Here is a 13,425-nt window from a genome sequence, read left to right as displayed (position 1 = left end):
CCCGAATGAGAATCTGTCCGGTCATCGTTTTACGGTGCTTTCTTTGCCTTATGCTCGTTGCCTTTTACATTAAAGCGCAGCCGCAGGACGAGCTTTCATCGTACCGCCTCCAACATTTCACTGACGAAAACGGGCTCCCGCAGAATAGCGTAAAGGCCATTATGGAAGACCGAAACGGCTTTTTTTGGCTTGCGACAGAGGTGGGCGTCGTGCGTTTTGACGGGCAGAAGTTTATCACTTTCGATAAGTCTAATGTAGCCATTTCAAGCAACCGGATACGCGGCTTTGTTCCCGCCCTGCCAAGTCCGCAGGCCGATCCCGATTACGAATTTTACGGACTCACGGAGGACAACCAATACATCGGCATTCGCAACAACGGGCTGGTAAAATCTGACACCGCTTTTTATAAAAAATACACGCAGACCGACCCTTTCACAGGCAGGCAGATCAGGCACAACAGCATGCTGGGAAGCTCGCCCGCGCAATACCCAAACAGGCCGATGGAGGAGCATTACTTCGTGGCTGCGGACAGCGCGACATTCTACATATGGAGGCAAAACACCATTTCCTGCTATAAAAATCAAAAGCTGATCTCGACATCCCGCGGCTTGTTCCGGGATTTTTTCCTGATTGGGTCCCAACCGTTCGCCATCGACGCATTGGGCAGGATTATCAGAATAAGGATTGGGAAAAGCAATGAAATCGTTTCGCCCGATGGAGACATCGTTCGTAATGCTTCATTTATCAAGGGCAAAGACAATCTCAAATTGTATTGGAACAATGTTGCAAAAAGTGCCTTTCTATATCTGAATGAAACCTTCTACGCGCTCGAATTAACGCCTGGGGGACGATTGACCACAAAATTGCTTCTGCAGGGTTTTGATTTTGAGGATCAGGATATCGTGGCCGCGCATTATAGCAAAACCACCGGCGCTCTGCTGCTGGGAAGCACGACCAAAGGTTTGTTTTTAATTAAGAATAAAAACTTTGTAACGCTTAAAATAACCGGTAAGGACGCTGATAATGCATACTACGCACAAAAACCAGCGGGAAACAATGCTGTAATAACCAGCCAGGGATACCGTATAGGACGGAACGCAGCAGGTGCTCCGTTTTTTGAAGGCTTGGTTTCTCCGTTTATGAAAGAGTTTGGTTACAAATTCTCTCTGGCTATGAATCCTGACAGTTCTTTCTGGTTTGGGATCGGTGACGATCTTTTTAAATTGGATAAAACTGCACGAAATGTGCTATATCAGTTAAAATTGCAGCAAAAATTCATGTCGCTTCGTATCGATAAGCAACATAGGGTATGGCTGGGCGGGGAAAACAACACGCTGCATGAACTGGTAAAGTCCGGCAACGGCTACCAGCCCAAATTGGTTTTAAAAGCAGATTTCGGAGGTGTTTCCATCATAGGCCAGGAGTCAGCTGACGTCCTTCTGCTGGGAACTACAAAGGGGTTTTTCAGATATAATGTCCGCACCAAGCTGTTCCAAAAGCTGACTAATTTCAAGGATATGAGTATCCGGAGCTTTTACACAACCGCGGAGGGAACATGGATCACAACTTATGGAAACGGTTTTTTTCTGTTAAAAAAAGACCGCTTGATCCCGTTTCCCTTAGATAAGGACCGGTTTCTGGCCTTTGCACATTGCATCAGCGAAGATGCGAATGGCTTTTTTTGGATCACCACAAACAGGGGCTTATTTCAGGTAGCGAAGCGGCATTTACTGGACTATGTCCAGAATAGTCATAACATGGTTTACTATTTATATTACGACCGGAGCCAGGGTTTTGCTACAAATGAGTTTAATGGTGGTTGTTATCCGTGTTCTGTAAAGCTGGCCGACGGCACTTTATCACTTCCTTCAATGGATGGCCTTGTGTGGTTCTCTCCAAACAAAATCAAGCCCGAATTGCCGGATAGGGGCGTTTTTGTAAGTTCTGTCACTATGGATGGGAAAGACATCCCGGTCAAAGACACGCTGCTTGTTCCACATAACTCGGAACAGCTTCGCTTGCAGGTGACGACACCGTATCCCGGTCATGTGAATAACATTCAGATGCATTATTCCTTGTCAGGCGGAGGAAGAGAGGAGAAATGGTTGCGCGTTAATACCGACTTCATGATCTCCATCCCGAAGATGTCGTACGGTAAATACAACCTGACGATCAGAAAGAAAAACGGCTTTAAGACCAACGATTACACCTACAAAACGATCGTCCTGGACATTCGGCCGGCGTGGTATGAAACGTGGTGGTTCCGGTTACTCATCGCGCTTGCCTTGCTGGGATTGTACTTCATGGCTGTAAAATGGCGGGCGGGTTATCTGGTAAAAAAAGAGCGAAAAGACAATCTGGTCCGGCATTACCGGGTTATCAGCCAGATTGTTGCAGCCGTAAATCACGACATTCAGACGCCATTGCATTACATCGGCTATTCGCTGCGGTATATCAACGATTATCTTCAAAAACTGGAAAATGGTAATCCGCTGATAAACAGGATGAGCGAAGAAACGCTTAACACCACGGTGCACATTGGAACGCTGACCAAAAATTTGCTGGATTACATCAAAATTCAAAACAAAAACGGCTCTTCGCGCACACAAATGAGCCAGGTAGAGGCGCGGGCCATGATCGATGGCATTTATTCGCTTTTCTCCGGCATTGCCGTTTCCAGGGGAGTTGTATTAAAAAATAATGTTGAGCCCGGTTTTCATGTGTGGAGCGATCCCAGTCTGCTATCGATTATTGTGCATAATTTACTAGATAATGCATTAAAAATCAGCGCATCCGAAATAACAATATCGTCCGGCATTGAGGATGGCAAGAAGCAGATCATCATCGAAGACAGCGGAACCGGCATGCCGGAAGACCTTATGAAATGGCTCAATAAATCCTATCGCTCCTACGAAGAATGGCTGAAAATCTCCCTATACCCCGAACAAAGAGGCATCGGGCTGGTAATAGTAAAAGACCTAAGCGTCCTGCTCGCCATTAACATCATCGCCACCATCAACACCAAAAATCACACGATTGTGAGGTTGGTTTTTGAGTAGTTGTTTTGAAGGGATGAATGTTACTCTTTGTCTTCCTTCTGCACAACCCTTAAGTTCAATTTTTCTATCGTCTTGAGGAGATTACCATATTTGGTCTGCACTGCTTCTTCGGCAGTGACAAACTTCCTAACCGGCTTATTAGTAGCCGGTTTACTTCCAGACTTTGTCAGCGTTGCCATATATTTTTAGATAAATTGTTCAACGTTAATGTTCTTTAAAGATATTAGAAAAGCCTCATAGCGCTTCCCTTTGCAAAAAACTTCTATTTCGTCATTAGCCATTCCCAAGATATTGAAACGCTCTCTTAATGCCAAGAGTTCTCTTGCAATAGCGATCTGGTATAATCGCGTCCGTGCCTCGTTACTTCCGGAAAATACGACGACAGCCGCTGGATTTTCTGCCAGAAAGATATCAACAGCCTTAAACACTGTTGCCAGTATGGTCTGCATGTCGCCATTGTTGCTGATTGTTTGTGTATCAAGCAAATCATCCGGCGCAAGGTCAGCAAGGACAAGCATGAAGAAACAACTCCTATTTGTTTGATGAAATTGTATCGTTTTGGGAATCGATTTCTTTCCTATACTCAAAAAATCAAATCGTTTCGCTTCATTAAGCACTGTAAATTGATAAAAAGGTTTGTCCATTGGTGGTGTCATATTACATCACCCTTGATACGCACCTTCTTTAACAAAGTCACATTGCCCGTATATTTTTTTTACCTCCCCACCCTCAAACCAACTTATCAACCGTGATCGGTAGCTCTCTTATGCGCTTTGCGGTGGCGTGGAAAACTGCGTTGGCGATGGCGGCGGCTACGCCTACGATGGCGATTTCTCCGAGGCCCTTGGAGCCGATGGGATTGACGACCATATCAGGCTTATCAATGTAAATTACCTCAATTTCCGGAGTGTCCATGTGAACCGGGAGATGATAGCTTGACAAATCATTCGTCACGTAACGGCCATAACGGTGGTCCATAACGGCTTCTTCCATCAGCGCCATGCCTATGCCGCCTACTATGCCGCTAATGGATTGGCTCCGGGCAGTTTTGTAATTGATTATTTTGCCAACGTCCGCGCAGGTGACGACACGCGTTACCCGCACTTCCGCCGTAACCGGATTCACCTGCACTTCCACAAAATGACACCCAAAAGAATACATGGAATACTGGTCACGCTCCGGCCCGGATTTAGATTCTTCCGTGACTTCGACTTGTGGTAAGTTGTGATATTTCAAAATGTCGGGATACGAAATGGATTTCGAACCGGAGTCGGGCATCGCCTCAGCCAGTTCGGACAATCTCTTTTTCAGGGCTTCGCAAGCGACGTGAACTGCCGAGCCAACGCTTGGAATGGTGGATGAGCCATTCTGCCCTGGCGCGTCCGGCAGGCTGGAATCGCCCAGGTCAAACCGGATTTTTTCCGGGCTTATTCCCAGGACTTTCGATGCAATGCTGGTCATGGCCGTTCCTGTTCCCGGCCCAATATCCATCGTTGCGCTTTGCACAATAACGGACCCGTTGGCGAGCATAATCGCTCTGGCTTTGCTCGGGTGCCGGTGAAAACCATAAAGGCTCGAAGCCATTCCATAACCAACCAGCATATGGTCTTTTTGCATCGAGCGAGGTGCCATGACCCGATCTTTCCAACCGAATTTTTCAGCTCCCAGTTTGTAACATTCCCGAAGTCCTTTTGCCGACCACGGCAGATTCCTTTCCGGGTCACTTTCGGCATAATTGCGCAACCGCATTTCCAGCGGATCGATTTTCAATGCATAGGCCAGCTCGTCCAATGCCGATTCCAGTGCAAACATTCCCGTTGCGTCGCCAGGCCCGCGCATCCATGTCGGCGTGCTAACGTCCAGTTTCAAAAGCCTGTATTGCGTAGACACATTCGGGCAGGCGTACATGGCGCGGGACGCGAGGATGGTCCGCTCCAAATGTTCTTCGTAAGTGGAGGTCTGCCCTACCCCTTCATGTACAATGGCGAAAAGCATGCCCTGCTCATCTGCCCCCATAGCCACTTTTTGAACCGTATAGGGACGATAACCGACGGATGTGAACATTTGCTCACGGGCCAGAACGAGCTTCACCGGCCGATCCATTTTTTTGGCTGCCAACACCGCTGCCACCGTGTGCGGCCATACACGGATGCCCGATCCAAATGCACCGCCAATGAACTGCGCGTTCACTTTTACATTCTCCCGGGGCAGTTTGAACGCTTGCGCCAGATTCCCCTGGGCAGACTTAACTCCCTGATTTTTATCATAAATGGTCAATTTATCCGCGCCTTCCCAAACCGCAATGATCGCGTGCGGCTCGATGGGCTGGTGATGCTGCGTAGGGATCGTGTAGGTGGCCTCAATCTTTACTTTCGCTTCACGAATGGCATCCGGATTTCCCCTTACATAATCCTGAAAAGGTGAATTTTTATTTCTCTGTACGCCTTCTGCTAGGGCAGCATTTTTTATATTTTCCTCAAAGTCAGTTTGATGAGCCTCCTTTTGGTATTTTACTTTGACGAGTGATGCAGCTTGATTTGCCTGCTCCAATGTCTGCGCGACCACCATAGCAACCGGCTGGCCGCTGAAATAGACGAGGTTATCATAGAAAACGCGAAATGCTGTTCCGACAGCCGCTCTTTCGGCCGGTTGTTTAACATCCCCATGTCCCGGAACGCCGGGGGAATTCAAATGGCTGATCACAGCGAGGACGCCGCGGACAGCCGCCGCTTTTTTGGAATCAATGCTTACAATGCTTCCTTTTGCTATTGTACTGGTAATCAGCACAGCATAAGCCATATTAGGGAAGTGGTAATCTGCTGAATAAGTCGCGGCCCCCGTAACTTTTACCCGCCCATCCACACGATCGAGTGACATGTCCGGCTCCGAAGATTCAAAAAATGGCTTCATTGCTCTTGATTGTCATTTTGGACCTGCATAACGATATTTATTTTCTTATACATAGTTCAAAAAGCGCTATCTGCCTGCAAGTCTACCCGTTGTATCAACGCGCTGCCAGCACTTCGCGTATGCGCGTCCAGCGGATATCCGCGAAGCGATCGTTGTCAAGCGGGCTCATTTTTGGCTTGCCGCTCAACATGTTATGAAGATATTGCATACCCTGCCAGGGCGGAAAGACTTCGTCGTTTTGCGGAGATAAAGTGCGGGTGATTTTGATCATCGTGCCAAGAAAATCCAAGCCACCTGGACGCAATGTACCAAACTTTTCACCCGTCGCTTCCGAGGCTGCCCGCTGAATGTCCCGGATGGTCGCCACGTCTCCCGCAATCCGCAGATAACGCGGCGTCGTAGGATCCAGCGCCGCAGCTGCGGTATAATCAGCAGTGTCCCGCATGGTTGTAAAGTCCATGGGCTGATCCGCGTTTCCCCAATAAAGCACGCGTTTGATTTTAAACAAAACCACGGGCGCCTGACCGGTTAACAGGTCGGTAAACATTCCGTTAAGGATAGATGTGGCCACAATGGGCGCATCATTAAGCATCCTGCCAAATTCGCGCCGGAGATCAAGGTTGCGGTTGCTGCCATCGGGCAGCTTGGTGAAATCAATGCTGAAATCGGAAGGAATAAATCGCGGAATACCGGCAGCAACAGCAGCATTTAACAAACGCATCTGCATGTCAACAATCACGTCCCGGAGCCCTGATAGCGCGGAAACGAAGCAAGTCCCGCCGGCGCAAGCGCGTGTCAGCTCGTCGACATCAGCAAAATCCACCTCAATGATTTCGGCCCCTATACGCCGGAGTTCTGAAACGCGGGGGTTGCTGCTGCCTTGCCTGACGAGTGCCTTCACGACCCCACCGCGCTTCAATATAAAGCCTGCAATCAGAAAACCCAGCTCGCCCGTGGCCCCTGCCAGAATTATAGTCCCCGGTTCGGGTAATTTTGTAATGTCCGTCATGATATCCGTTTAATGTTGCAACAGAAAATACAACAATTGTACCCGGATACATTTACTTTACAGCATTGCAATGTATGGCTGAACGGACTTTCATTCAGGAACCGTCTTTCTAATCAAAGCACCGACAAAAAAGCAGCTCCTTGTTTTCATCTTCCAGACTTGATCTGTCACTTTTTCAGAGACTTAATAAACAATGTAACAGACTCAATGTCCGGCTCGGTCAGGATGCCGACGAACGAGGGCATCTCTTCATTATAACCCTTCACTATTTTGACGCCCGGTTTCAGAATAGATTCCTTAATGTATTTTTCGTCTGCAACTGCGCTTGTTCCATCCTCAAAAACACGTTTTGAACCGTACAGATTCTGAAATGGTGGGCCATACATGCCGTCTGTTTTCAAACCTTCTGAGTGGCAGCCGGCACAGGCCATTTTTTGGAATATTTCCCGGCCGTGTTCCGCTGAAACCACAACCTTTTTGTCTTCCTTTTCCGCGATTACCGGCTTTTTGACGTCCAGAAGCGCAAGATCAACATTGCCAAACCCATACGACGTCAAATCCATATTTTGCGCTTTGTTCACCGTAAACCAGAAGCTGTCGTTCATCTTTTTGCCGTCAGCCGCAGCCAGCTTATACGAAACTTCCATTTGCATCACTTCGGCCATTCCGGGGACCAGGATCAGAATCTTTTTACGGTCTGCCGACAAGTAGGAAGCGGCAGCAGTCAAGGTTTCCTCGCCGGAAGTACCATCCATTTTGAAGTGACCCGAACCATATTCTTCCGTGCGCTGATAATTCCATCTTTTCACTGCGAAATTGGCTGCATCCGCTGCCATTTTCGGATCCAGCTCCGCATCAAAACCAAGGATAATTCCTTGTTTGCCAGCCTTAAACTGGTTGGGCAAATAGCTCGTCTTACCCGTATAGCGCAGGCGCAGCAATGCACTGATGCCCGTTGAAGTAGAGCCCCACAAGTTGAAACCGGCAACATATAGCTGCCCGTCGACCGGGTTAACAATGCCTTTGGAGGTCGGCGCAGGATAATCAGCATGAATGACCGAAACCCCTCCCTGCGTTACATTCGAAGAACTATCAATCAAAACTCTGAACAAACCCGGCCGGCCAAATGAGAAATGGATCAGGCTGCCATTCAGCGGGCCCATCTTATTGCCGGTAATCCACGCCTGGCTAATGCTGGAACGGTCCACTCTATGCGGAATCCAGGTCAGTGGAGGCGCCACTTCCGGATTATCTGAGCGGTGGGCAGTGGGTTGAACGCCATAGTAATCCCCTTTTTTAATCAAATAAATAGGTGTTGACGGAACAAAATTTCCTTGCTGATCCGAAGCAGTAAGAATGCCCTTTTCAGGATGAATTCCAAGGTAAGGCCCCCTTAGCCCCGTTGCTATCACCTCCGATTTCAGACCGTTACGGCTTATTTTAAGGATCGCCCCATTCTGCGTCGATCCCGATCTGAAACCTTTGCCGGTTTTGGCAGTCATTCCCGGCCCGTTGTCCAGGCTTCCGCCTTTCGCAATGTAAAAACTACCGTCCGGCGCCGCCACCATATCCGCAGCCCATTCTCTCGATTCGGCCGATTGCTCCATCACATTGGAGAAATTTTCGTAGAAATCAGCCACGCCATCTTTATTAAGATCGTGCAATTTCACAATGCCTTCCCGCCCGAATACATAAACCCGATCATTTACGATTTCAATGCTCATAGGCTCATGAAAACCAGAAGCAAAGCGCGTCCATTTCAGATTTTGAAGGTTTTTATCAATTCCTTCGATCATCCACACATCTCCCTCGAAAGTCACTACGCTGGCACGCCCATCTTTGAAAAACCCAACATCTGCCACACGCACATTGCGCTTCCACGGATTCGGCAAAGGAAGCGTTAACTGATCCGTCACAAAAGCGGCCGTGTCCGGCGAGAGTTTCCCTTTGGTAACAACTGTTTCTTTCCATAGAGCCGGCCCGCCTTTTTTGTAGTCGGGAATGGACACCTTGCCCTTTTTACAATAATTTTCAAATGCTTTTTTAAGTCTGACAGGACCTTTCCAGATCACAACCGTCTCATTGATAGCCTTTTGAAACACAGGAACTCTTACCGTCAAGAACTGATTACCCGTAATTTCAGGCTGTAATAAACCTCCTTTGCCCAGAATACCGACCGCCGTAATTGTATCCTTGTTCGCCCCGTGGTATAGATATGCAATTTTGCCCTTCACCTCCGAACCCGTTGCCTGCCGGACTTCTGCCGCTGTCAGGAAAATCTCCTTTGTAGTGTTTTCAAATTGAAATGCTCTCGTAAAAGCCGTTTGATCTTCAAACTTCGTGCTTCCCGGCAATTCGGCAACGTCGGCACTCCCCACCGTATAGGTCAAAACAGCCTGATTACCATAGACATAAACGCCCTTCCACCGACCTTGCTCCGCAGGCATCGGCACCCAGGTTGGCTGCTTTGTTTCAATAATGTTGGATAAATCTCCCGAAAACGGCTTTTCCAGAGTCCAGCCAGGATAGAGCCCCGTGGCTATTTTCGCTTCTCCGGTGAGTGAAGCGATTTTATTATTCTTATTGAAAAAGTCCTTATACGAAACCTGCGCCATCAAAACCATCGGCAAATACTTCCCTGTCCATGCCACCGACCAGCGCAAAAGATCGGTATCGAAGCAAACATAAGTGTCGTTACCGAGCTGCAAAGCCAATGTTCGCGCCGCCATATTGTCCTGCGGGTAAGCCGGTCCAAGCTTACGCGCATCAACGGATGTGGAAATATATGGAAAGCCATCCTCTATGAACGAACCGAGTTCCAGGGAATCCTTGTAATTGGCGACAACCGTTTTATTATCCGTATAACCCGTCAGAAAAACAGAACCCAACGTCAAAATACACATCCAGACTGTCCCCAGGTGTTTACGGCAATATCTCAAAATAAGCATGGTAATGAATATGGTAAAAGAACAGAGTCAAAAGTCTGTTGCAGTTGAAAAGTTACTTGTAAAACTATCTGAAAAAGTGAAAGCGCACCTGTACACCCACTTGAAGAGGACGCGTAAATGGAGGTCTTAGCCTGAATGATTTTACCTTAAAATAACTCAAACCGTCTACTGGCACAATGGATTACCCAAGAATTCAGAATCTCCGCAATTTTTATCAAACGCATTAAGGAAACGCGTCATTTCAACTTTGTAAACCTTACTATGTTATGAAGAAAATTGTTTTACTATTTTCCCTACTCTGGTTCCAGCAAAAGCTCTTCGCACAAACCATCGAGAATGTCGGAATCAACACTTATTACCCCGATCCCAGCGCGGCGCTGGATGTTCAGGCTACGAACAAGGGGGTGTTGCTGCCTCGTGTTTTTTTGCAGTCAAACACCGATGCCGGAACCGTCGCAAACCCAGAAAGAGGATTGCTAATCTTCAACACAAATCCCGGATTACTGGATAAAGAAGGCTTTTACTTCAATATCGGTACGGCTGCGAGTCCTGATTGGAAGAGTATCGAGGAGAACATCAAGCTTCCTTTTAATCAGACTGCGACAAGTTCGGGGGCGCTTTTTTCTATTAAGAATACGACGACAACCGGCAATTCTGCTGGAATTGGAGGCTATGCTAATATTGGACAAGCGATAGCAGGCCTTTCGTCGACCGGGACGGCGGTTATGGGAAGAGGTATTCAAAATGGAACGGGGGTGTATGCTTCTTCACTTACTGGACTTGCGCTAGAAGTAAATGGCAAATTCAAATATGATGGCCCGACATTATCGCCAGGGACAGGAAAAGTTCTAACATCGGACGGTGTTGGCAATGCAACCTGGGAAACACCGCTTAACGAATTTGATAATATCTTCAATGGTTTTCAGGCGAGTGGCATTCTTGGAGGTGGCAGCCAGAATATGTCTGAAAGCACTTTCGTCAAAGTTGCATTCGCAAATCAGATTTACGATTGGGGCGGAAGTTACAATGACGTTAATATGGCTCCGCATAGCACTTTTAATGCTCCAAAACATGGGATTTATCATTTTGACGTAATGGCAAGATGGGAGAAAAGTTCAGACGACCTTTTTGGCCCTACAATGAAGCTTGTTAGAATTAGAGGCGGAGTTACCACAGAGTTGTCAGAAAGCAGGGCATGGTCAACGGACGGATCTCATACATCACACATAGCCATTGATTGTGAATTAGAGCAAGGCGATCAGGTAAATGTGATTGCCAGGTCTTATGGGACTCAGGTAGCCCTTGCGATGTCTGATAGGGATGCACACTTTAATGGACATCTTGCTATAGAACTATAATTTTTAACTCCCCAAAATTAAGATACTTATGAAAAAATTATTCATCCTTTTAACAACAACGCTATTATGGGAAAGCGCTTCTGCGCAAAGCGTCGGCATTAACACAAATTCGCCACACCCTAGCGCCATACTGGATGTAAATAGCACCAACAAGGGTGTTCTTTTTCCGAAGATCTCACTGCAATCGGAATCGGATAAAATAACAATTCCCAATCCAGCAAAGGGCTTGTTGATTTATAATACGAACACGCTGGCGGGCAGTGAAGGCTTATACTACAATTCCGGTGATGGTAACAATCCTTTTTGGAGAATAGTTGGTTCAAAACTAAGTTTCCCTTTCAGCCAGATCGGGAACAGTAATGTTGCGTTGTTTTATGTTTCGAATTCGGGCGTTTCGCAAAATTCCGTCGCAATTTCTGGATCCTCCGAAGTGATAGGTGTTAGAGGTGCCTCCGATACGGGGATAGGTGTTTCAGGAACGAGCTCGTCCGGAGTAGGAGTTTTGGCGGCAAGCACTTCGGGACTTGCCTTACACGTTTCTGGAAACCTTAAAATCGCAGGAAACGGACAATCCCCTGGCAACGGTAAAATACTGACATCAGACGCCAATGGTAATGCAACATGGCAAGCACCGGCTGTAAACATTGTCGCTTTCTCAGAAGTGGGCATCAACGGTGGAGGCAATATCAATTCATCAGGCGGACAGGAGTTTGTCACGGTTAACTTTGGCAATATCACATATAATGTCGGTGGAAATTATAACCCTCTGGCTAACAGCTTCGTTGCTCCATTTAATGGAATTTACCACTTTGACGCCATGGTTGAATGGACCCACGGAGATCCGGACTTGGAATTCAGTCCTTCGTTGCAATTGGTCAGATTTAGCGGAAATAATGTCTCAGAACTAGCACTAGACTACAAATACAAGGTAAGTTCCAAGTATACATCGATCATATCAATCGATTGTCAATTGCAGCAAGGCGATGTTGTAAATGTCAGGGGGAAATCGGGAGTAAACGGTGTAGAGCTTGAAACCGCAAACTCCACTGCTCATTTCAACGGAAGAATGCTACAAAAGCTTTGATGCAAAAAAATTCAGTTCATTCAATAGTCAAATAATATATTATGAAAACAAAACATACCATAATAGCACTGCTAGGCTTCACAGCCGTTTTTGCAGAGGCACAGGCGCAATTGAAGACAGGCGCGAACAGCTTCTTTATATCGCCGGGAACAACCGTGACCGTTAGCTCTTTGTCACTGACGCCAACCGAAGCGACGAACCTGAACAACAATGAAATAACACATTCGGATGTGGCAATTGCTGGTAAGCCAACGGGCAGCATCAATCGTGTTTACAATCTGGCGAGCCCACTTACTTTTAAAGGAAAAGTGCTGATCACTTATCTTGAATCAGAATTGAATGGTAACAATGAAAATGTGCTGCAAATCACACATGCAGGACCAGATCACATTTACACGATTCCGACGAACAAAAGCACACCCGACCCGATTTTGAACAATGTTTCCGAATCAGGAGACTGGACGAACATCAGCACCCTCACTGCAACAGAATCCGGCAGTGGGCTGCCTGTTACATTGGTGGACTTCGTTGCCGCACAAAAGGAAAATGATGTTGTTCTTACTTGGAGCACTTCGTTTGAAGCCAATAGCGATTTCTTTGAAATTCAGCATAGCACAGATGGGAAGAACTGGCTCGTACTCGGAGACGTAAATTCAAACGGCGATAGCAAGATAGAACGCACTTACTCCTACGTACATGAGCGACCGTTAGCAGCTGTGCATTATTACCGCTTGCGTATGGTAGACAATGATGGAAAATTTGCATTCAGCAGAATCCGGAATATTCGGGTGGCAAATAATTTCGCTGTTGCATTCCATCCAAACCCAGTAGCAGATTGGCTTACCATTGAAATGCCGGATGCACGTCAACCCGAAAATGTAAAAATTGTAAGTAAATCCGGCAGTGTTGTGTACGAAGCCAATAAGAGTGAACTACAAAAGCTGCCTGATGGTGCAATCAATTTGAAACAGCTTACACCAGGCATTTATGTTATACAGGTCCGTGAGCAGGATGGAACATTACATTCTTCTAAATTGATCAAAAACTGATTACTATG

9 protein-coding genes are annotated in these 13,425 nt (G+C 46.9%); 4 read left to right on the top strand and 5 right to left on the bottom strand.

What is annotated here, in order from left to right; genetic code table 11:
• Window positions 1-50: 50 nt before the first annotated feature.
• Window positions 51-3,059 carry a HAMP domain-containing sensor histidine kinase gene (locus tag LZG74_RS07200; protein ID WP_233795890.1) on the top strand — a complete coding sequence of 1,003 codons (3,009 nt, stop codon included), beginning with the start codon at window positions 51-53 and terminating at the stop codon, window positions 3,057-3,059.
• Window positions 3,060-3,079: 20 nt separating this feature from the next.
• Here LZG74_RS07200 and LZG74_RS07195 read toward each other — a convergent pair whose 3' ends face one another.
• The 5 genes from LZG74_RS07195 to LZG74_RS07175 form a co-directional block, all read right to left on the bottom strand.
• Entirely contained in the window at window positions 3,080-3,238 is a 159-nt protein-coding gene (locus tag LZG74_RS07195; RefSeq protein ID WP_233795889.1) for a hypothetical protein, read from the bottom strand.
• A 6-nt stretch (window positions 3,239-3,244) separates the two neighbouring features.
• Window positions 3,245-3,703, bottom strand: coding sequence for a DUF6934 family protein (locus LZG74_RS07190; RefSeq protein WP_233795888.1), 459 nt, complete (start codon window positions 3,701-3,703; stop codon window positions 3,245-3,247).
• Window positions 3,704-3,788: 85 nt separating this feature from the next.
• Window positions 3,789-5,969 (bottom strand): xanthine dehydrogenase family protein molybdopterin-binding subunit, encoded by a 2,181-nt coding sequence (locus tag LZG74_RS07185; protein WP_233795887.1) that lies wholly within the window; start codon window positions 5,967-5,969, stop codon window positions 3,789-3,791.
• A 94-nt stretch (window positions 5,970-6,063) separates the two neighbouring features.
• Window positions 6,064-6,978 (bottom strand): NmrA family NAD(P)-binding protein, encoded by a 915-nt coding sequence (locus LZG74_RS07180; protein ID WP_233795886.1) that lies wholly within the window; start codon window positions 6,976-6,978, stop codon window positions 6,064-6,066.
• A 167-nt stretch (window positions 6,979-7,145) separates the two neighbouring features.
• Entirely contained in the window at window positions 7,146-9,926 is a 2,781-nt protein-coding gene (locus LZG74_RS07175; RefSeq protein ID WP_233795885.1) for a DUF6797 domain-containing protein, read from the bottom strand.
• 266 nt (window positions 9,927-10,192) lie between these two features.
• Here LZG74_RS07175 and LZG74_RS07170 point away from each other — a divergent pair, with 266 nt between their 5' ends.
• Genes LZG74_RS07170 through LZG74_RS07160 form a run of 3 tightly spaced genes read left to right on the top strand, consistent with a single transcriptional unit; the run spans window position 10,193 to window position 13,417 of the window.
• Window positions 10,193-11,284 (top strand): hypothetical protein, encoded by a 1,092-nt coding sequence (locus LZG74_RS07170; protein WP_233795884.1) that lies wholly within the window; start codon window positions 10,193-10,195, stop codon window positions 11,282-11,284.
• 28 nt (window positions 11,285-11,312) lie between these two features.
• Window positions 11,313-12,368 carry a C1q-like domain-containing protein gene (locus tag LZG74_RS07165; RefSeq protein ID WP_233795883.1) on the top strand — a complete coding sequence of 352 codons (1,056 nt, stop codon included), beginning with the start codon at window positions 11,313-11,315 and terminating at the stop codon, window positions 12,366-12,368.
• 41 nt (window positions 12,369-12,409) lie between these two features.
• Window positions 12,410-13,417, top strand: a complete 1,008-nt coding sequence (locus tag LZG74_RS07160) for a T9SS type A sorting domain-containing protein (protein WP_233795882.1) — start codon at window positions 12,410-12,412, stop codon at window positions 13,415-13,417.
• Window positions 13,418-13,425 lie beyond the last annotated feature (8 nt).

Source organism: Dyadobacter sp. CY327, assembly GCF_021390415.1.
Lineage (GTDB): Bacteria > Bacteroidota > Bacteroidia > Cytophagales > Spirosomataceae > Dyadobacter > Dyadobacter chenhuakuii.
The sequence above is the reverse complement of the archived record's forward strand: the minus strand, read 5'-3'. Positions and strand labels throughout refer to the sequence as shown.

Coding starts and splice junctions, on each gene's coding strand:
- LZG74_RS07200 (WP_233795890.1), top strand. CDS start 51: ATGCTCGTTGCCTTTTACATTAAAGCGCAGCCGCAGGACGAGCTTTCA.
- LZG74_RS07195 (WP_233795889.1), bottom strand. CDS start 3,238: ATGGCAACGCTGACAAAGTCTGGAAGTAAACCGGCTACTAATAAGCCG.
- LZG74_RS07190 (WP_233795888.1), bottom strand. CDS start 3,703: ATGGACAAACCTTTTTATCAATTTACAGTGCTTAATGAAGCGAAACGA.
- LZG74_RS07185 (WP_233795887.1), bottom strand. CDS start 5,969: ATGAAGCCATTTTTTGAATCTTCGGAGCCGGACATGTCACTCGATCGT.
- LZG74_RS07180 (WP_233795886.1), bottom strand. CDS start 6,978: ATGACGGACATTACAAAATTACCCGAACCGGGGACTATAATTCTGGCA.
- LZG74_RS07175 (WP_233795885.1), bottom strand. CDS start 9,926: ATGCTTATTTTGAGATATTGCCGTAAACACCTGGGGACAGTCTGGATG.
- LZG74_RS07170 (WP_233795884.1), top strand. CDS start 10,193: ATGAAGAAAATTGTTTTACTATTTTCCCTACTCTGGTTCCAGCAAAAG.
- LZG74_RS07165 (WP_233795883.1), top strand. CDS start 11,313: ATGAAAAAATTATTCATCCTTTTAACAACAACGCTATTATGGGAAAGC.
- LZG74_RS07160 (WP_233795882.1), top strand. CDS start 12,410: ATGAAAACAAAACATACCATAATAGCACTGCTAGGCTTCACAGCCGTT.